Annotated in this window: 16 protein-coding genes and 1 pseudogene; 15 read left to right on the top strand and 2 right to left on the bottom strand. The window is 48.8% G+C overall.

Annotated features, from left to right (window positions below; translation table 11 throughout):
* Window positions 1-126 precede the first annotated feature (126 nt).
* From MKY24_RS04905 to MKY24_RS04960, 12 genes and pseudogenes are all read left to right on the top strand, one after another.
* Window positions 127-1,842, top strand: coding sequence for an IucA/IucC family protein (locus tag MKY24_RS04905; RefSeq protein WP_254664399.1), 1,716 nt, complete (start codon window positions 127-129; stop codon window positions 1,840-1,842).
* The gene (locus MKY24_RS04910; RefSeq protein ID WP_339201503.1) at window positions 1,830-3,614 is read left to right on the top strand and encodes an IucA/IucC family protein; all 1,785 of its coding nucleotides are present in this window, start codon (window positions 1,830-1,832) and stop codon (window positions 3,612-3,614) included. Before MKY24_RS04905 ends, MKY24_RS04910 begins: the two co-directional genes overlap by 13 nt.
* Entirely contained in the window at window positions 3,611-4,387 is a 777-nt protein-coding gene (locus MKY24_RS04915) for an aldolase/citrate lyase family protein (RefSeq protein WP_339201504.1), read from the top strand. The genes MKY24_RS04910 and MKY24_RS04915 overlap by 4 nt, the downstream gene beginning before the upstream one ends.
* Window positions 4,384-5,637, top strand: coding sequence for a type III PLP-dependent enzyme (locus tag MKY24_RS04920; RefSeq protein WP_339201505.1), 1,254 nt, complete (start codon window positions 4,384-4,386; stop codon window positions 5,635-5,637). The genes MKY24_RS04915 and MKY24_RS04920 overlap by 4 nt, the downstream gene beginning before the upstream one ends.
* Window positions 5,597-7,519, top strand: a complete 1,923-nt coding sequence (locus tag MKY24_RS04925; protein WP_339201506.1) for an IucA/IucC family protein — start codon at window positions 5,597-5,599, stop codon at window positions 7,517-7,519. The genes MKY24_RS04920 and MKY24_RS04925 overlap by 41 nt, the downstream gene beginning before the upstream one ends.
* A gap of 218 nt (window positions 7,520-7,737) precedes the next feature.
* Window positions 7,738-8,079: an iron-sulfur cluster biosynthesis family protein gene (locus tag MKY24_RS04930; RefSeq protein ID WP_023987184.1), complete on the top strand. Its 342-nt coding sequence runs from the start codon at window positions 7,738-7,740 to the stop codon at window positions 8,077-8,079.
* Between the two features lie 6 nt (window positions 8,080-8,085).
* A pseudogene (locus tag MKY24_RS04935) lies at window positions 8,086-8,298 on the top strand (hypothetical protein).
* Window positions 8,299-8,491: 193 nt separating this feature from the next.
* Window positions 8,492-9,049 carry an SLOG family protein gene (locus MKY24_RS04940; protein ID WP_023987185.1) on the top strand — a complete coding sequence of 186 codons (558 nt, stop codon included), beginning with the start codon at window positions 8,492-8,494 and terminating at the stop codon, window positions 9,047-9,049.
* A 226-nt stretch (window positions 9,050-9,275) separates the two neighbouring features.
* The gene (locus MKY24_RS04945; protein ID WP_081384278.1) at window positions 9,276-11,072 is read left to right on the top strand and encodes a rhamnogalacturonan lyase; all 1,797 of its coding nucleotides are present in this window, start codon (window positions 9,276-9,278) and stop codon (window positions 11,070-11,072) included.
* 175 nt (window positions 11,073-11,247) lie between these two features.
* The gene (locus MKY24_RS04950; protein ID WP_023987187.1) at window positions 11,248-11,481 is read left to right on the top strand and encodes a hypothetical protein; all 234 of its coding nucleotides are present in this window, start codon (window positions 11,248-11,250) and stop codon (window positions 11,479-11,481) included.
* 111 nt (window positions 11,482-11,592) lie between these two features.
* Window positions 11,593-12,462, top strand: a complete 870-nt coding sequence (locus tag MKY24_RS04955) for a DL-endopeptidase inhibitor IseA family protein (protein ID WP_076265228.1) — start codon at window positions 11,593-11,595, stop codon at window positions 12,460-12,462.
* A gap of 90 nt (window positions 12,463-12,552) precedes the next feature.
* The gene (locus tag MKY24_RS04960) at window positions 12,553-12,798 is read left to right on the top strand and encodes an HPr family phosphocarrier protein (RefSeq protein WP_023987189.1); all 246 of its coding nucleotides are present in this window, start codon (window positions 12,553-12,555) and stop codon (window positions 12,796-12,798) included.
* Window positions 12,799-12,874: 76 nt separating this feature from the next.
* Here the strand turns inward: MKY24_RS04960 and MKY24_RS04965 are convergent, their stop codons facing one another.
* Both MKY24_RS04965 and MKY24_RS04970 read right to left on the bottom strand, forming a co-directional pair.
* Window positions 12,875-13,663 carry a formate/nitrite transporter family protein gene (locus MKY24_RS04965; protein WP_013308962.1) on the bottom strand — a complete coding sequence of 263 codons (789 nt, stop codon included), beginning with the start codon at window positions 13,661-13,663 and terminating at the stop codon, window positions 12,875-12,877.
* 89 nt (window positions 13,664-13,752) lie between these two features.
* A complete protein-coding gene (locus MKY24_RS04970) occupies window positions 13,753-14,535 on the bottom strand; it encodes a Cof-type HAD-IIB family hydrolase (RefSeq protein ID WP_023987190.1) in 783 nt (260 codons plus the stop codon).
* Window positions 14,536-14,733: 198 nt separating this feature from the next.
* Here MKY24_RS04970 and MKY24_RS04975 point away from each other — a divergent pair, with 198 nt between their 5' ends.
* From MKY24_RS04975 to MKY24_RS04985, 3 genes are all read left to right on the top strand, one after another.
* Window positions 14,734-15,765 (top strand): WXG100 family type VII secretion target, encoded by a 1,032-nt coding sequence (locus tag MKY24_RS04975; RefSeq protein WP_103744801.1) that lies wholly within the window; start codon window positions 14,734-14,736, stop codon window positions 15,763-15,765.
* 517 nt (window positions 15,766-16,282) lie between these two features.
* Window positions 16,283-16,729 carry a tellurite resistance TerB family protein gene (locus MKY24_RS04980; RefSeq protein ID WP_023987192.1) on the top strand — a complete coding sequence of 149 codons (447 nt, stop codon included), beginning with the start codon at window positions 16,283-16,285 and terminating at the stop codon, window positions 16,727-16,729.
* A gap of 28 nt (window positions 16,730-16,757) precedes the next feature.
* Window positions 16,758-17,351 (top strand): TerD family protein, encoded by a 594-nt coding sequence (locus tag MKY24_RS04985; protein ID WP_013308969.1) that lies wholly within the window; start codon window positions 16,758-16,760, stop codon window positions 17,349-17,351.
* Window positions 17,352-17,358 lie beyond the last annotated feature (7 nt).

The raw sequence follows: 17,358 nt of genomic DNA on the forward strand, positions 1-17,358 counted from the left end.
ACACCAGCAGATACGGCCAGATGGGCGGCACTGAAAGAGATTAGTATGGGTCTCGGCTGTGCCATCCTGTGACCTTGTCCCTTGTTTTATTTATAACCCGAAAGAAGGTTGGCAACATTGTTCGAGATGGAAAACAGGCTCAGGTCTGAAGCAGAGCAGCAGGCGAATATACACTCTTGTAAGCTGCTGCTCAATTGTTATATCCGGGAGCTTGCGGTGGAGAAGGAGGGCGACATTCGGATTGATCCGAATGCGATGACGTACGCAGTTGCTTTTCAGGCCAGCGGGGTGATGATAACCGGACAATTAGCGTATTACTCGGCTATGGGAGAGCATGAGTACCGAAGCGTACAACAGCACGGGCAAGCGGTGCATTATCAGGACCTGGTTCGCTGGATCACACGGGAGTTGAGTGAAGACACGGCGTATGGAAACAGCCGGCATGAGCAAGGCAGGTTGACCCATGCGGCTGATGTGCGTGATTTTGCGGAAAAGGTAGATAACAGCGTGAATAATCTTGCGCTGTATATCGAGCAGGCTGCTGGACTTGGCATATATGATTACTGTACTTCTGAACAGTCTCTGGTATATGGTCATCCCTTTCACCCGTTTCCGAAAAACTCCAAAGGCTTCACCGAATACGACGTACGGATGTACAGCCCAGAACTGCGTACCTCGTTCCAACTCTGTTACGTTGCTGTGAGGAAGGATGTGTACATGCAGGAATGGGTGGATGATTACACTAGGATCAATCTGCATGCCAGCCTGCACGGGCATGTGGAACAAGCTTGGGAAGCAGAGTGGGGTGAGCATGGGGATGAGTATGAACTACTGCCTATCCATCCCTGGCAGTATGCGTACGTGTTGGGCTTGTCCGAGGTCCAGCAGTATATTCTGGATAAGAAACTCATTCCGATGGGCAGCGGCGGGCCGAAGGCCTACCCGACCTCCTCGGTACGCACCGTTTATATTCCAGAGCTGAATTGCAATATCAAGCTGTCGCTGAACATGCAGATTACCAACATGATTCGCACCAATAGTGCGGAGCAGATGCGAAGGACGCTGGACGCCTCCAGGTACATCAAGCAGCAGAATTGCTTCGGTGCAGATCAGCATACGCAGATTGCCTATGAGACAGGTGTAGCTACTTGTGACTTTCAGGAGGGAGAATTAACGAGTCTGTTTACCGTCGCATACAGACCGATTGAGTTTGACCCGGAATGTACATATGTCCTGTCGAGTCTGGTAGAAGCCCCCTTGCCGGGAATGCAATCACGACTTATGACGATGCTGGGTGGCGTACGTGCTGAAGCCGAGCGCTGGTTTGCACGTTATCTGACCTTGTCTTTGCTGCCCATTGTACGAGCGGCCGGAGAGCGAGGCATTCACTTTGAAGCTCATTTGCAAAATACTCTCGTGACGCTAAGAGACGGAATGCCTGAGGCATTTATCGTGCGTGACTTGGAAGGAGTCAGTGTCGATGAGGAGCTGATCCATGAGGTGGATACCGCTCCCTCTAGATTGTTGTTTTATCCACGGGACAAGGCTTGGGCGAGGACATCCTATTACTTTATTATCAATCATCTGGGTTCCCTCATTCATGCGATGGCAAGGGATGTGAACGTATCGGAGGAGCATTTCTGGGCAAAGGTCCGCGAAGTGCTTGTGAAGGAACTGGATCGAACTGGAAACGTGTATGTGCAGCATTTGCTGACCGCGGACAGTTTTCTGGCGAAACAAAATCTGGTGAGCTGTCTTAGGGGGATCAGTCAGACCCCGGCGTATGTGCCGGTGAGCAATATAATGAACCGAATAGGGAGTGAAGTGGCGTGGGGTTCATAGGGTACAGGGCTGAGAAAGGTCACAAGACGGCAGTATACACGGATGTACAGGAACGGATCATGCGGCAGGCGCTGGAAGCCATGTGGTTCGAGGGTATCCTTGACTGTAAGGTGGGGGAAAACGAATGGTGTACTGTGGGGCGGAGTACGTCAGGGCAGGCTGTGACATACAGCTGTGAGGCGGAGCGAAAATTTTCATTTGGCCGAGTGAAGGTGGCGAAGGGTTCGATTCGAAGAGAGGGTGCGCCCTGCACCGATCTGGATCTGTTTCTGGAGGAAATGGTACTGAACCTTCTGGAGGGTGCGAATGTGACGGCCTTCATTCAGGAATTGCTGGAGACGATGGCGAAGGACAGTCAGTGCCGGGCTTTGCTGCCTGAGAAGATTCCGGATGAAGACCTGCACTATGATGCCCTCGAAAGCCATATGAGCGATGGTCATCTCTACCATCCAAGCTACAAGTCGAGGCTTGGCTTCACCCTAAAAGACAATCTTGCTTACGGTCCAGAGTTTAACTCGGATGTGACCGTATACTGGATTGCCGTGAAAGAAGGACTTGTGCAAACGGCTCTTTCCACAGGCTACACGTCAGAACAGTTGGTGAGACAACATCTCACAGAGGAGGATATCAGCCGATTTAATCAGATACTTCAGTCGGAAGACACGGAGGGTAAACGCTATATATTCATTCCTGTTCATCCGTGGCAGTGGGAACACCAGTTGGAATCGGTGTTTGCCCGGCAACGAATGGACAGAGATATCGTTTTTCTCGGCCCTTCGGACTCAACCTATCGCGCCCAGCAGTCCATTCGTTCCCTGTCGAACCGGATGAATTCGAAGGCACCGTATCTCAAGCTGTCGCTGAGTATTACCAATACATCGAGCATACGCATTTTGGCACAGCACACGACCCAGAATGCACCGCTAATCAGCGACTGGCTGGAAGCACTCATTCGAGAGGATGAGTTGTTGCAACGGGAAGAGTTTTCCATTCTGAAAGAGATCATGGGACTCTCGCTCCGGTACGAGAATTTGCCTGCAATCCAGTATGGACGGGCGTATGGCACAACAGGGGTGATCTGGCGTGAAAATGTATCTGTTCATCTGCAAGAAGGCGAGACTGCCTGGCCCTTAAATGCACTTATGCTGGTACAGTCGAACGGGGTACCGTTTATCCAGGGTGCAGTTAAGCATCATGGCATTCAGAAGTGGAGTGAAGCGCTCGTTAGAACGGTATCGCTGCCTATTATTCATCTGCTCTATGCACACGGCATCGCGCTGGAATCGCATGCCCAGAATATCATTTTGGTGCTGGAAAATGATCTGCCGAAACGGATCATCATCAAGGACCTTCATGATGGTGTCCGCTATGTACCCGAGAAGTTGCTGAATCCAGAACGAGCCCCGAAGCTGCACCCCGAACCGGAGACCCACCGCAAGTTCAATCGGTATTCCTTTATCTACGCGGGTGACGTGTCGGAAGTCCGGGACTATACGTATGATGCGTTCTTTTTTATTTGCATGACGGATATTGCGCTGACGCTGGAGAATTTCGGTCTGACGGAAGAAGCGTTCTGGCAGCTGTGCGCGGCCACGATTGTGGACTATCAGCGAGAGCACCCGGAGTACGAGGAACGGTTCGAGTGGTTTGATCTTTTTGCCGAGGATGCGCTGATTGAAGAGATGACCAAGCGCCGCCTGTATGGGGATGGGGAACTGTATTTCCGTAAGGCCAGCAATCCGCTGAAGTTGGCGAAGGACGTTCTCAGATGAGAACCAACACGCTGAAGGAGAAAATTGAACGTAAACAGCCGGTGTTCGGTCTTTTTGTCTCCATTCCGCAACCGGTCATCATTGAGATGATTGGACATGCGGAGTATGATTTTGTAATTATCGACCTGGAACATGCCGCAACGAATATGGAATCGGTGGAAGAGCTGGTTCGTGCTGCGGAACTGGCAGGGATGACCCCGCTGGTACGCATCTCGAAGGTAGAGCGAGTAGAGATTCTAAAGGTATTGGATTGCGGCGCACAAGGCATCGTCATACCTCATGTGGAACAGCGGGAGCAGGTGGAGGAAGCGGTTCGTCATGCGTATTATCATCCGCTTGGCATGCGGAGTCTGAACAGTGGGCGACCGGGGGTATTCGGCAAGTATCCACTCACCGGGTATATTCAGGAAGCGAATGAACAGGTGATGGTTGTACCGATGATCGAAAGTGTGGAGGGCGTCCGGCAAAGTGCGAGCATTCTGTCTCATCCCCAGGTGAGCTGGGTACTAGAGGGGGCGGCAGACCTGTCGCAATCACTTGGTGTACCGTGGCAGACGGAACATCCAGACGTGCAGCGTGCGCTAGGCGCATTATACGAAGCCGCGAAGCAGTGCCAGGTACCGTATGCAACGGTGGCCAGAAGCCAGGAAGGCATGGCGTTGTGGGCCGAACGAGGGGTATACATATACGTGTTGGGCGATGACCGGAATACGGCTTTTCGGGCATACGAACAGAAACGGAATGACTATGGAAATGCGGGTGGACTGATATGAAATCAAGCGTATGGAATATGATCCATGAACTGCAAAGAGATAGTGAAGATCCGGTATGTGCTTATGTTTACGATCTGGTTGGTATTCAGGAGCAGGTCCGTCACATGCTGCATACGCTGTCCAGAGGCACGCGGCTATTCTATGCCATAAAGGCTAATCCGGATCCTCGAATTATTGAGGCTTTGCTGCCCTGGGTTCACGGGTTCGAGGTAGCTTCCATTGGTGAGTTGCTCAAGGTGAGGAGTGTAAGTAGCGAGGTTCCAATCCTGTTTGGCGGTCCAGGGAAAAAGGAGAGTGAGTTGAAGCAGGCTATCGAGCATCAGGTGAGTTTCATTCATGTGGAGAGCCTGCTGGAACTGCGGCGTGTCATCACCATTGCTACAAGGAGAGAACAGGAAGTCCGCATTCTGCTGCGGATCAATCTGAGAAGCAGCACATTGCCGCGGACCCGGATTGTAATGGGCGGCGGTCCGAGTCCATTTGGCATGGATGAGGAGAGCGTGGAAGAAGCAGTCCGGGTCATTCGTGAGGAAGGCGCGGGTTTGGTGCGTTTATGCGGATTTCATTTTCACTCGTTATCGAACAATGTGGACGCGAGACTGCATGCCGAGATGATTGAGATGTATTTGCAAAAGGTGGAGATGTGGCAGCAGGCATATGACCTGCATCTTGAAGTAATTAACGCCGGAGGCGGGTTTGGCGTCACATATGATGGTAGCCCCGGGTTTGACTGGTCCCTGTTCACATCCTTAATTGAGCGCAGTGAAGCCAGAGGGCGCCTTGCTTCACGCGGCATACAGTTGTATTTTGAGCCGGGTCGCATGCTTGTCGCTGACCACGGTTATTATGCGGCAGAGGTTACGGACATCAAAACATCGCATGGTCAGCATTTTGCCGTGTTAAGAGGAGGTACACATCATAATCGTTTGCCCGCATCATGGGGACACAACCATCCGTTTCACATTATGTCTACGGACCGTTGGGGGCATTCGTTTGCAAGACCAGAGGTACGGGACAACAAAGTTCACGTGGTCGGAGAACTGTGTACACCCAAGGATCGTATGCATTCAGATGCGGAAGTAGAGCGGCTGCGGGTAGGCGATATTGTTGTATTCGAGAAGTCGGGAGCCTATTGCTGGACCATCTCGCATCATGATTTTCTGGGTCATCCGCACCCGGCATTCCATTATTTGACGGAGGACAATAACCATGTCAACAGTGATGAAGCGTGCCAGTCTGCAAGACGCTGAGCGCCGGATTATGGAGGATCTGATCAATGCATTTCTGGCCGAGCAATTGCTTCCGCTGGAAGGGCATCCGTTCATTGAACTCTCTACTTCACCAGAACCGTTCCACCGAATGTTTCTGGGGGATGGTAATGGAGGTCCTTCGCAGAGCAGATGGGGAACGGGGAACGGAACCGACGGCAATGTCGCAGGTAAGGATAAGCAGGATGAGAATGGGGCAGGTAGACATAGTGGACAGCTTATGCTGCATCAGAAAGGGATTTTGTTTCTGGTGAAAGCAGGCAAAAGGCAGGGATATCAATGGGTACAAGGTTCACCCGTCTATGGAGAGACACCGGATGGAGGCTGGAAGCTTCTTGAATCTCCGGCAGTCGTAGGACAGGCTGTGCTTCGGATGACGCTTTCGGATGAAGCATACGCGCATCCCGGGGTTGCGGAATTCTTCGCAGGCGTGAAAATAGCCACCGAGCAATTGGCACTGGGACTCCAGCAGGTACAACGTCTGAGAGAACAAGTTCCGTTCAATGCCTACGATTGGTTTACCAAGGGAGAGCAGGTTGCAGCGCTGCGAGATCGTCCATTTCACCCCACCTCCAAGGCCAAGGTGGGGTTCACAGAAGCGGATGTGACCCGGTATGCAGCGGAATTCAGGAAGGAGATCCCGCTGCGATGGGTGGCGGTGCGTTGGGATGCCGTACAACAGGGATGTAAGGAAGGATTGTCCACACTGGATGTACTGGATGAAGAACAGCGGAGCAGGCTGGAAGCAGAATTGGCCCGGAAGGGCCTGAATCTGCAAGAATACATGCCCATGCCAGTACATCCATGGCAGATGGAACATATCATCTTGCCACGTTTCAACGGAGAGATCGCGGACGGTACCATCGTTGTACTGGATATTGAATTGGGAGAGGTTCAGGCGACATCGTCCCTGCGCTCGATGGCCCCGATGGAAGGATCCACACAGATGCTCAAGCTTCCGGTCAGTGTGTTGTCTCTCGGGGCCGCCCGCTATCTCCCGGTGGTGAAGCTACTGAATGGTCTGGCTGGAGAGAAGATGTTACGACAGGCGGTGGCCTGCGATGAATCGCTCACAGGTAAAGTGTGGCTCTGCGAGGAACGGAATTGGTGGGGATACATGCCGGAATCCATGGGATTGTTCGATGATCATCCTCGCCATCTGGCCGCCCAGATTCGCATCTATCCGCCAAAGTTGCTGGAAGAAGGTGTCCAGGTTATTCCCATGGCTGCGCTTGGGGTGACGCTGGAAGGTCGCCATATGTTATCCGACCTGTTGGGCAGAGAGTTAACCAGTGAAGAGGTTATAGGATTCTATACCAATCTGACTGCGTTATTCTATGATGTGGTGATGCGGCTGTTCAAGGTAGGCGTTGTACCCGAAATTCACGGTCAGAACTGCTGCGTGGTCCTGCGGGACGGACAGGTGAACGGCCTATTATTCCGTGACCACGATTCCGTACGTTTGCATCAGCCGTATCTGGACAAACACGGCATTGCGGACCCAGGTTATCATATCAGGCCGGGATACTCGAACAGCTTGTATAATGAGACGATCCGCAAGCTGATCTTCTATGTGCAGTCGCTGGGCACGCAGGTGAACCTGGCTGCGATTATGGAAGCGCTAAGCGAGGTGTATCCTATCCCGGAAGCGAAATTATGGGATATCACCGAGCAGGCGTGGAAGGAAGCGCTACGGGTGGTGCTGCTTCCCGAAGCTGACCGGGCCGAGCTGTTCCAAGCGGTATTCGAGAGCAGGGAATGGCCGGTGAAGCTCATTGTCCGTCCGCTGCTTGAAGCGGACGGGGTGCCTGGGGCGATGCCATCGGGCAAAGGCACAGGTCATAATCCTTTTTACAAAGGATAGAAGTTGTGACTAGAATGTTGGTTTAGATAAGATGAGAGATGACGGAGGTGACCCGGTGTAATCGGGTTGCCTTTTTATGTAAGAGTTCATTGATAGCAGTGAGTGCAGTCACATAGACACATTCGAAAACATGACTATAATGAACACATAGTTAAAATTTAGTCTTTATGGAGCTGACGGTTCCAAACATCTCATTTACAAAGGAGAGAATTCATCTCATGAGCATACATTTAGAATTGGATTCCTTGTCCGTTGAAAGACTAGAATTGGCTCTTTCAGGACGACCGGGAATGTTCAAGTTGTTTTATGACACCGAGGATTGTGGATGCAATGGCGTACTCGTCATCTTGGTTGTCACTACACCGAATACAACTGATAAAGTAGTTCAGTCTGAGCCTTATTCTTTTTGGGTAGATCAGCAGCAGGAGCAGCAGTTCGATAGCAGAATGCGGCTTGAGGCAGACCCTAGTTACCCGTCATTCAAGCTAAGTAGTGATGCCGGTTTATTTAGTAGCAACATTAGAATTAAAGATGTCCGCATAAAATCGTCTGAGGAGTGATAGGGAATGGAAAAAAATAATCTTACCCAATTTCAATAATATCAGGAGAACAAATTCAACAAACGTATTATTCGTAAGGAAGCGGCGGTAGTCAAAGGGGATATCATTCATATCACTGGGGACGAGCATTTTGCTTATCGCAACGGCGCAGATACTACGTCCAGCCTGTATGTCGTTTTAATGAAAATACCAAGTGAGGATTATGCTCAGAATAGATAATAAGAATTCATTAGGCACCCAAAAAGCATGAATGAATACCAAACTCCAAAAGACGAACCTGATCCAGCCCAATTGGAAGAGGTTCGTCTTTTGCGTTATATTCAATTCGTTCCTCCAAAAAACGAAGTGTTTAGTGGTCTGCTCTGAAGTGGTACAATAACCTTTATGATAATCGGAGAAGGACGTTGAGAAGATGAAAAACTTGCTTGTTTCGGGCTATCGTGCCCATGAGCTGAATATTTTCAGTCAGAAGCACGAAGGCATTCCATATATTAAAAAGGCGATTGCAGGCAGGCTTATTCCCCTGGTCGAAGAAGGGTTGGAATGGGTGATTACCCCCGGCCAATACGGGGTGGACTTGTGGGCCTGTGAGGTCGTTACTGCACTAAAACAGCAATATCCCCACCTCAAATGCTCTATTATGATGGCTTATCAAAATATGGAAGAAAAATGGAAAGAGGACAAAAAGGAATATTTTCAGCAGATTTGTGCCGAAGTTGACTATGTGGGAGTAGTCAGCCGCCAGCCTTATCAGGGAATATGGCAACTTAAGGCACGGGATGAACTCCTTTTCCGCAAAACAGACGGTTTATTGCTTGTTTACGATGAGGATGCGGGAGAGGGCAGCCCACGTTTTATGAAGGAACTTGCATTGAAAAAACAACAGGCAGAGGGCTATCAGTATATCAGCATCAGCTCGGAGGATATCCAGAGCATTGCGGATGAAGAACGATTATTCATGGACCTCTGATTTTTAAAGCATTAGCCCGGATTTTTGAACAAAAAGGACGTATTCGTCCCTTTACATTTATGTAAGCGCTATCATAAAATTTAAATAACAATAACTTATCAGTCACATAAAATAAATCTATTGAAAATACAAACCATGAAAGGAGCTAATGATTCAGATGAACAAAAGGTTTCGGTATACTGCGTTGCTCTGTCTCGGTGTAATGTTGAGTGGAGTGGTCACCCCGATGGATAGCCAGGTCTCTGCTGCTTCTACGAGGCAAATGGAAAAGCTAAGCCGGGGAGCTGTCGCTGTTAAGGTGCCTGAGGGTGTACTGGTGAGCTGGCGCTTGCTGGGCACGGAAGCGGATTCGGTCGGCTTTAATTTGTACAGAGGGACAAGCAAGGTGAACGATGCGCCGATTACATCGAGAACCAACTTTTTGGACAAGGCAGGTACGACCTCATCTTCGTATACCGTTCGTGCCGTGGTCAATGGAGCAGAGCAGGGCGCTTCTCCTGCGGTGAAGGTATGGAACAACAACTACCTGGATGTTCCGATCCAGCAGCCCGCGGGAGGCACAACTCCGGATAATGTGAACTACACATACCATGCCAATGATGCCAGCGTAGGGGATCTGGATGGGGATGGCGAGTATGAGATTGTGTTAAAATGGGACCCTTCCAATGCCAAGGATAATTCGCAATCCGGTTATACGGGAAATGTATTTTTGGATGGCTACGAGCTGGATGGAACACGCAAATGGCGGATCGACCTGGGACGGAACATACGGGCTGGAGCTCACTACACGCAATTTCTCGTCTACGATTTTGATGGAGATGGTAAAGCAGAGATCGTATGTAAAACAGCAGACGGCACAGTGGATGGTACAGGTGTAAAGATTGGGGACGCTTCGGCTGATTATCGAAACACGAGCGGATATATTTTGAAAGGTCCTGAGTTTCTAACTGTGTTCTCAGGTGATACAGGCAAGGCTCTTAGTACGATTGACTACGTGCCACCGCGCGGAACGGTATCGAGCTGGGGAGATAATTATGGTAACCGTGTGGATCGTTTTCTCGCCGGGGTTGCTTATCTGGATGGCGTGAGACCCAGCATAGTGATGGCACGTGGTTATTACACCCGCACCGTTCTGGTCGCATATGATTGGCGGAACGGTAACCTGAGCCGACGCTGGACCTTTGACAGCAACAGCTCCACCAATGCCGGGACGGCTGGACAGGGGAACCACAGTTTGAGCGTGGCGGATGTGGATGGAGATGATAAGGATGAGATCGTGTATGGCTCGCTGGTTGTAGACGATAACGGAGCGAAGCTGGCTAACACGGGGATGGGACATGGAGATGCACTTCATGTTGGCGATCTGGACCCCGACCGTTCAGGTTATGAAGTGTTCAAGGTGAACGAGGACAAAAATGCCACCTACGGAGCTGCCATGTACGACCCGCGTAATGGAAATATTTTATGGGGCGTAAATACAGGCAAGGATACCGGAAGAGGCATGTCGGCAGACATTGACCCGCGGACCAAAGGGAACGAGCAGTGGGCACCGGGTATTGGTTTGCGTTCAGCCAAGGGGCAGCTCATCACCAACACGCTACCGTCTTCCATTAATTTTGGCATCTGGTGGGATGGGGATCTCCTCCGTGAACTGCTGGATCATACCTCATCAAGCGCTGGAAAGATAGACAAGTGGAACTATACGAACTCGACTACTTCCAACTTGCTTACGGCAACAGGAACGAGTTCCAATAACGGAACCAAAGGAACACCGTCCTTGCAGGCCGATCTCTTCGGTGACTGGCGTGAGGAAGTCATTTGGCGCAAAAGTGATAATTCGGCGCTGCGGATCTACACAACACCATACGAGTCAGAACATCGATTCTATACGCTTATGCATGATCCAGTGTATCGCCTGAGTGTTGCCTGGCAGAACGTAGCTTATAATCAGCCGCCGCACACCGGGTTTTATCTCGGAGAAGGGATGTCCAAGCCCCAGCAGCCGAATATATATACTCCTTGATATGTCGTTCGAAAGTGGTCTGAAAGCAGGTAGAATGAACAAAAACAGAGAGGGCTCCTAGCTAATTGGAGCTCTTTTTGTCATGAGAGCCCAAAAGATAACGTATGATTTCCATAAAAATGGGAACATTAGTTCTTATTGATGGAACATATGTATGAAAAAGGAGGCGGAATCTGTGAGTTCTTTAACGACAGAAGGCATGATCGAGCTCGTAACTAATGTCGGATTCCCTGCTGCATTGAGTCTGATTCTGTTAAAATACATCCTCGTCACTTTGAGTCGCAGATTGGAGGAGCTGGACCGATCTGTTAAGCAACTGTCACTATCCTTGGAAGAGATGGAGGCAAAGCAGTTGAAACAATCAGAACAGCCGTCCCCGGCAAATACGGACAAACTTCGTGCAGAATGAACAAAAAAAGGCAAATAGAAACAATTTAGCAACCCAATCGAGAAGCGAAATTCTTATAATAGAAACGTGTGCAGTTTATGCAGACATATGATTATGGAGGTGTATATGAGTATGAAAATAAATACGAAGCTATCCGCGCTGTGCATTGCGGCCACACTTATGAGCGTGGCACAGGCCGCCGCTGCCGCGCCGGCTGTGACCGCTCCAGCGGAAGCGACGCAACCGAGCGTGGCCAGTCCGGCCGCATCCGTCCCAGCCCAGGTGCCAGCACCCGCAGCGTCTGCGTCGGCTACGATGCCAGCCCCGGCGCAAGCGCCGTCGGTTCCAGCAGCCTCGACCCCGGCTGCAGCCGCAGGTTCTGCTAAAGCCGCTACACCAGTAGCTCCGTCTGCACCAGCACAGCGTCCATCTACATCGGTAGCACCAGCGGCTGCTCCGTCCGTACCGTCGACTGTGAAGCCGTCTAAGCCGCAACAGCCGTCCACTTCGGCGCCAGCAGCCGCGGCTACCAGCGTGAAACCGACGCAGCTGGACAAGCTGAACCACGAGAGTGCGGTTCCGCTAGTGCTGGAGGCGCAGTCTCGTTATCAGTATGCGATTAGTGGTGGCAGCCCGGTAGGTGAGTCGTTCCAGTTGAACGGTAAAAGCTACCGCTATCTGTCCGAGGACATCGGCACGAAGACCAAATTGATCAGCTATCTGACGCAGGCTTACACAAAGCAGGCCAGTGAGCAATTTGTCGGTAAATTTTTCGTTGAAGTTAACGGCAGATTAGCTCAGTTGAACGCAGATGGCGGCAATTTGCTAGAGTTCAGCCGGGCTACGGCGAAAATGGTAACCATGACTCCGGTGAAGCGCAGCTACCTGCTAACCGTGCCTTATCCGGCAGAAACCAAGCAGCCGAATGCGAAAATCACCGTGAATTTTGAAAAGGTCGGCAGCTACTGGAAAATCAGCTCCGCGCCGCATGTCATTTTCTAAATTAAGATTTTGCAACAGGCTTCATATGGGGTAAAGTGATGTTAAGGCTTGTTTCGTAAGCCCCAATTCAATACAGGGGAGTGCTGTGCAATGATGACACCCATCAAGGTAAAAGACGTGAAGGATATTGAAAAAATCAATCAAATCGTTTCGAATTATACCTATGACATCTGGATTCATGGCAAAAGCGGCATGGCAGATGCCAAATCCATTTTAGGCATGTATGTGCTGAAGCTGGATGAGCCGCTAACTCTGGTTGTACCTGACAATGTTAATCCCAAGAAGCTGTTCAAGGAGTTGGAGGAGTTTATCCATTTTCCTGCTCAAGAAGGATAAAAGGCAAGAAAGCATCTGCTCTATTACTAAAATAACGCAAAGAAGCCGTGGAACCTAAGTCCCACGGCTTCTTTTTTTAGTGTTCTTCCTCGTCCAAAAACGGGAGATTCACCGAATAGTACATAACCCCCATAAGCAGCACGCCACCAACCAGATTTCCGAGCGTAACCGGAACGAGATTATGGATCACACCAGCGACAGAAACCGTACCCGGATGATCCAACACGAGCGCAATGGCGAAAGTACACATATTAGCCACACTATGCTCATATCCCGAAATGAAAAAGCAGAACACAAACAGCATCATGGCAAACATCTTTGCACCATTTTCCTTCATAAACATTGGAACAAAAAAGGCAAGACAGACCAGCCAATTACACAAAATAGCTCGGAAGAATAGCTGCATTGCAGGCGCTTCCATTTTATGCTCAACCACGTTCAGTAGAAAGCTGTTCACGCTGGAGGAGTCAAACAGCCCGGTCAAGTAAATAAGGAGTGCAAATACCCCTGCACCCAGCAAATTACCACCATAGCTGGCAGCCCATAATCGAAGCACCTGCCCCCAGCGCAGCTTTTTACGGAGCGCAGCATACGTGTAATAGAAGGTGTTACCTGTAAACAAATCCCCGCCGCCGTAAGCGATCAGAATGATGGCCGCTCCGAACGTGAGTGCCGCCATGGGATAAGTGAATGGAGAATGCTCCATGTAAAAAAAGTTGCCCGTCTTGAAGGCTACAATAACGCCGAACCCGATGAACATACTCGCCAGCATGGAACGTGCCAAATACCGGAGTAGGCTCTGCTTGTAAATTTTGTACTTCTTCATGGCTAGCTGTTCGACATTGCGTAAGCCTTCCGTCTCCATATTTAAGGACAACCTCCTATTTTCTCATATGTAAGTCTTTAAACAGACTTTATTTTTCCCGAAACATGCCCAGTCTATCAGCAATCCTATTAGCTTAACAAGCCAAGCTTTTGCAGTCCGTACAAAATACCGTCTTCATCTGCGCGTTTTGTGACCATTTTAGCTGCGGCTTTGGCTTCATCACAGCCGTTGCCCATCGCGACGCTGTTATGTATAGCTGTCAGCATCTCCACATCATTTAAGCCATCGCCAAAGGCGTATTGATTTTCATCGGCAATGCCCAGTCTGGATGTAATTTCGCGAATGCCCTTCGCTTTGGAGCCAGCATGAGGAACAACGTCCACAGAACTCGGATGCCAGCGCACAAAGTCAAACGCCTTGAATACCGCTTCATAGAAAGGCTCTTCTTCTGCTGTACACATCAACAGCGTCTGATAAATATCTCTTCCCTGGAAATAGAGCGGGTCGTATCCAACTGAAATCTTGGCCTTAAGCGTTTGGACTGATCTCTCCACAAGCTCATCGTTAGGAATATTGGCCTTCATGTCCATATGATCCATATATACGAGAGCATGATTATGTGTGAGGGCCAGATCGGTCATTGCTTGCAAGGCTTCTCTGTTCAACGGATTGGTAGCGACCACTTCCCCGCGAAGCACGACATATTGCCCATTAAAGCTGACGTAGGAGTCAATTTCCAACTGCTCGCGGATATCTTTGAACATAAAAGGCGCACGGCCTGTTGCGATGGCTACCTCATGTCCCAGCTCTTTCAAAGCAAAGACGGCCTTTTCTGCCGTTAACGGCATTTTCTTGTCATCGTCCAGTAATGTACCGTCGATATCGAAAAAGATAATTTTTTTGTCTGACATGTCCCTACACCTGACTTTCAATAATGTATTGTCGAAATAAACTCATATGGATTCATTATATCAAAGGAACTGCTTCTGAATACACAAATACGTATAAATCCTCATGAATGTCCGACCTCTATAGCTTACAATATGAAATAAGGATTACTGTAAAATATAATTTCTATCTCCTATTTTCATAGATGGGATGTGATCACCATGACAAAAATCCAAGTCACACCGGAGCAGCTGGACAGCGTGGCCTCCCAATTTGCCAATGCCCACGGCACACTGTATAACCAGTTAAACGGCCTGGATAGCACAATGAACCGCCTTCACAGCCAGTGGGATGGTATGGAGAGGAATCGTTTTTATAATGACTATCGTACGGCTAAATATACACTTTCTTCTGTATTAAATAAGGTTCAATCCATTGAAATTGAGCTGAAAAGCATCGCTTCGAAGTTTAGAAATGCGGATGGTGAAAGCACACGTGGCTTCTGGACAGCCCTAGCAGCGGCAATGAACGCTAGCGCAGCGCTGGCAGGCAGTGGAGAGGCTGGAGATCATGATGGTGAAATTGCCAAACAGCCCAAAAACATAGACAAATGGGATCGGGCAGACGCGGATAAATATCATCAATATGAGGAACTGCTGAAAAACGCCGAGGCCATCGGCGACAAGCAGGTTATGCAGAAAATTCATGACCAGATGAATGTCCTGTGGCTGCAATATGAGGACTCAGTTCCCCGTACAGATTACAATACAGGAGAGACCTCCAAGATCACATCCGATTCCCTTGTCGCCGTCACCGAACTGACAGGTAAAGACGGAAGCAAAACGGATATATCTATCGATAAAAAAGGGAATGTTGTGAGTTATGAGCAAAATACGGATAAATACGATTACTGGGTCCAAAAGCATACCCAATCAGCCGGAGAGCACGCTCTAGGTAAAACGGCCCAGACCGTCACCGGATATGGAATAGGTCTTATTTTGTCGCGCGGGGCTGGAGTTAGTGGGGCAGGTTCGGGCATCGGTTCTGGCGCAGCCTCCGGGTGGGGGGAACACGTCGTCGGCATTGGTGGCGGCATGCTCAGTGACAAAGTACTCTTCTCTGTACCCGATGAGGGCGAAACTCGTACCATGATCTACCGAACGAATAAAGAAACCGGACATATTGAAAATATGATCATCGTCACCAAAGGTGAGAATGAAATGGAGTATCGCTATTGGGAGGATTATAACTAGGTCTTGAGCTGTGAACGATAATAGCGTGAATAGGAGTATCTATAAAATCTACAGTCTTTTTTTCTGGAACATGTGAGCGGCAGGTGGAAACTGTAAACTCGCTAGCTGGAGAAGTCTGTAGATTTTTTGGTTACCAATTTTTTTCGGAAAACCGATATATTAAATAGATAGAATACATATCCAAAGAGAAGTGAAAATTAAGTAGAACTAAATTTATAGATGGATAAACCGTGGATTATGGTCAAAGGCACAGTGCTTCTGTTGAAATTGGAAGGCTGTGCCTTTCTATCAACTCTACCATTTCACAGACTTGCAATTGGGGTACCAAATGATGGATGATGGAAGAGAGGGTTTTATGTAGAAATAGGGCTAAAGATAGAGAGGATACCAATAATAAATAGATCGGATTTACCGTATTTTTGTATATTATTGTAGAAAAAGATCGTAATTCAGGTTATAGTAAAGGAAGAAATTAACTAGGATACCTTTACCCAAATACGTAATTGTGGAGGGAAACATGAGTACATTTAAAAATTGGTTGAATACAACTAAAAAAGGACTTGGAGACCAAGTTAAGAAGTTTAAGAATAAAGATTTTATGGAAGCTGTTGTTGCAGGCTGTGCGTTAGTAGCATTTGCTGACGGTACGATTAGTCCGGAAGAGAAAACAAAAATGGCCGGATACATAAATATCAGTGAAGAATTGAAAGTGTTTGATATGGGTGAGGTCATCAACCGTTTCAATCACTATGTAGCGAACTTTGAATTTTCACCTCAAATCGGTAAACAGGAAGCACTGAAGGCGATTGGTAAATTGAATGGCAAGCCTGAAGTAGGCCGACTCGTCGTTGGCGTATGTAGCGCTATTGGCGCAGCTGATGGTGACTTTGATACCAATGAGCAGCGAATTGTGGCTGAGATTTGCGGCGCGCTTGGTTTGAATCCGTCTGAATTTAGTCTGTAAATTTTACGGAAGGGAGGTGTGTTAATCAGTGGCTGTAATTAATCTGGTCAAGGGCCAGAAAATTGATTTGACCAAGGGAAACACAGGACTAACCAAGGTTATAGCAGGATTGGGATGGGACCCTGTACAGTCCAAAGGATTTTTTGGCTTCAAGAAGCAACCCAATATTGATTGTGACGCTTCTGCCATTTTGCTGGACGCCAACGGAAAACTGACTCAGTCAGATAACGTAGTGTGTTTCCACAATAAAAAAAGTCCATGTGGCTCTGTCGTGCATTCCGGTGATAATTTGACCGGACAAGGCGACGGTGATGATGAACAAATTGCGATTGACCTGGCACGTATTCCTGCCAATGTCGACAAAGTGCTTGTTGTTGTGAATATATATGATTGCGTAAACCGGAAACAGGACTTCGGCATGATCGAGAAAGCGTATATCCGTATTCTGGATGGTGCTAATTCCAAGGAACTGGTGACGTTTAATTTATCTGATAATTATGAAGGGCTGACCGCACTGGTCTGTGGAGAACTCTATCGTCATAACAACGAATGGAAGTTTGCTGCAATCGGTGAAGGAACCCATGCCGTACATATTGATGTGCTGGCTCAGCGTTATATGTAATTTTAGG

This window comes from Paenibacillus sp. FSL P2-0322, assembly GCF_037975315.1.
Lineage (GTDB): Bacteria > Bacillota > Bacilli > Paenibacillales > Paenibacillaceae > Paenibacillus > Paenibacillus polymyxa_B.

What these genes read in the sequence shown, in the direction of transcription:
- MKY24_RS04905 (WP_254664399.1), top strand. Translation starts at nt 127, where the DNA reads ATGGAAAACAGGCTCAGGTCTGAAGCAGAGCAGCAGGCGAATATACAC.
- MKY24_RS04915 (WP_339201504.1), top strand. Translation starts at nt 3,611, where the DNA reads ATGAGAACCAACACGCTGAAGGAGAAAATTGAACGTAAACAGCCGGTG.
- MKY24_RS04920 (WP_339201505.1), top strand. Translation starts at nt 4,384, where the DNA reads ATGAAATCAAGCGTATGGAATATGATCCATGAACTGCAAAGAGATAGT.
- MKY24_RS04925 (WP_339201506.1), top strand. Translation starts at nt 5,597, where the DNA reads ATGTCAACAGTGATGAAGCGTGCCAGTCTGCAAGACGCTGAGCGCCGG.
- MKY24_RS04930 (WP_023987184.1), top strand. Translation starts at nt 7,738, where the DNA reads ATGAGCATACATTTAGAATTGGATTCCTTGTCCGTTGAAAGACTAGAA.
- MKY24_RS04940 (WP_023987185.1), top strand. Translation starts at nt 8,492, where the DNA reads ATGAAAAACTTGCTTGTTTCGGGCTATCGTGCCCATGAGCTGAATATT.
- MKY24_RS04945 (WP_081384278.1), top strand. Translation starts at nt 9,276, where the DNA reads ATGGATAGCCAGGTCTCTGCTGCTTCTACGAGGCAAATGGAAAAGCTA.
- MKY24_RS04955 (WP_076265228.1), top strand. Translation starts at nt 11,593, where the DNA reads ATGAAAATAAATACGAAGCTATCCGCGCTGTGCATTGCGGCCACACTT.
- MKY24_RS04960 (WP_023987189.1), top strand. Translation starts at nt 12,553, where the DNA reads ATGATGACACCCATCAAGGTAAAAGACGTGAAGGATATTGAAAAAATC.
- MKY24_RS04965 (WP_013308962.1), bottom strand. Translation starts at nt 13,663, where the DNA reads ATGGAGACGGAAGGCTTACGCAATGTCGAACAGCTAGCCATGAAGAAG.
- MKY24_RS04970 (WP_023987190.1), bottom strand. Translation starts at nt 14,535, where the DNA reads ATGTCAGACAAAAAAATTATCTTTTTCGATATCGACGGTACATTACTG.
- MKY24_RS04975 (WP_103744801.1), top strand. Translation starts at nt 14,734, where the DNA reads ATGACAAAAATCCAAGTCACACCGGAGCAGCTGGACAGCGTGGCCTCC.
- MKY24_RS04980 (WP_023987192.1), top strand. Translation starts at nt 16,283, where the DNA reads ATGAGTACATTTAAAAATTGGTTGAATACAACTAAAAAAGGACTTGGA.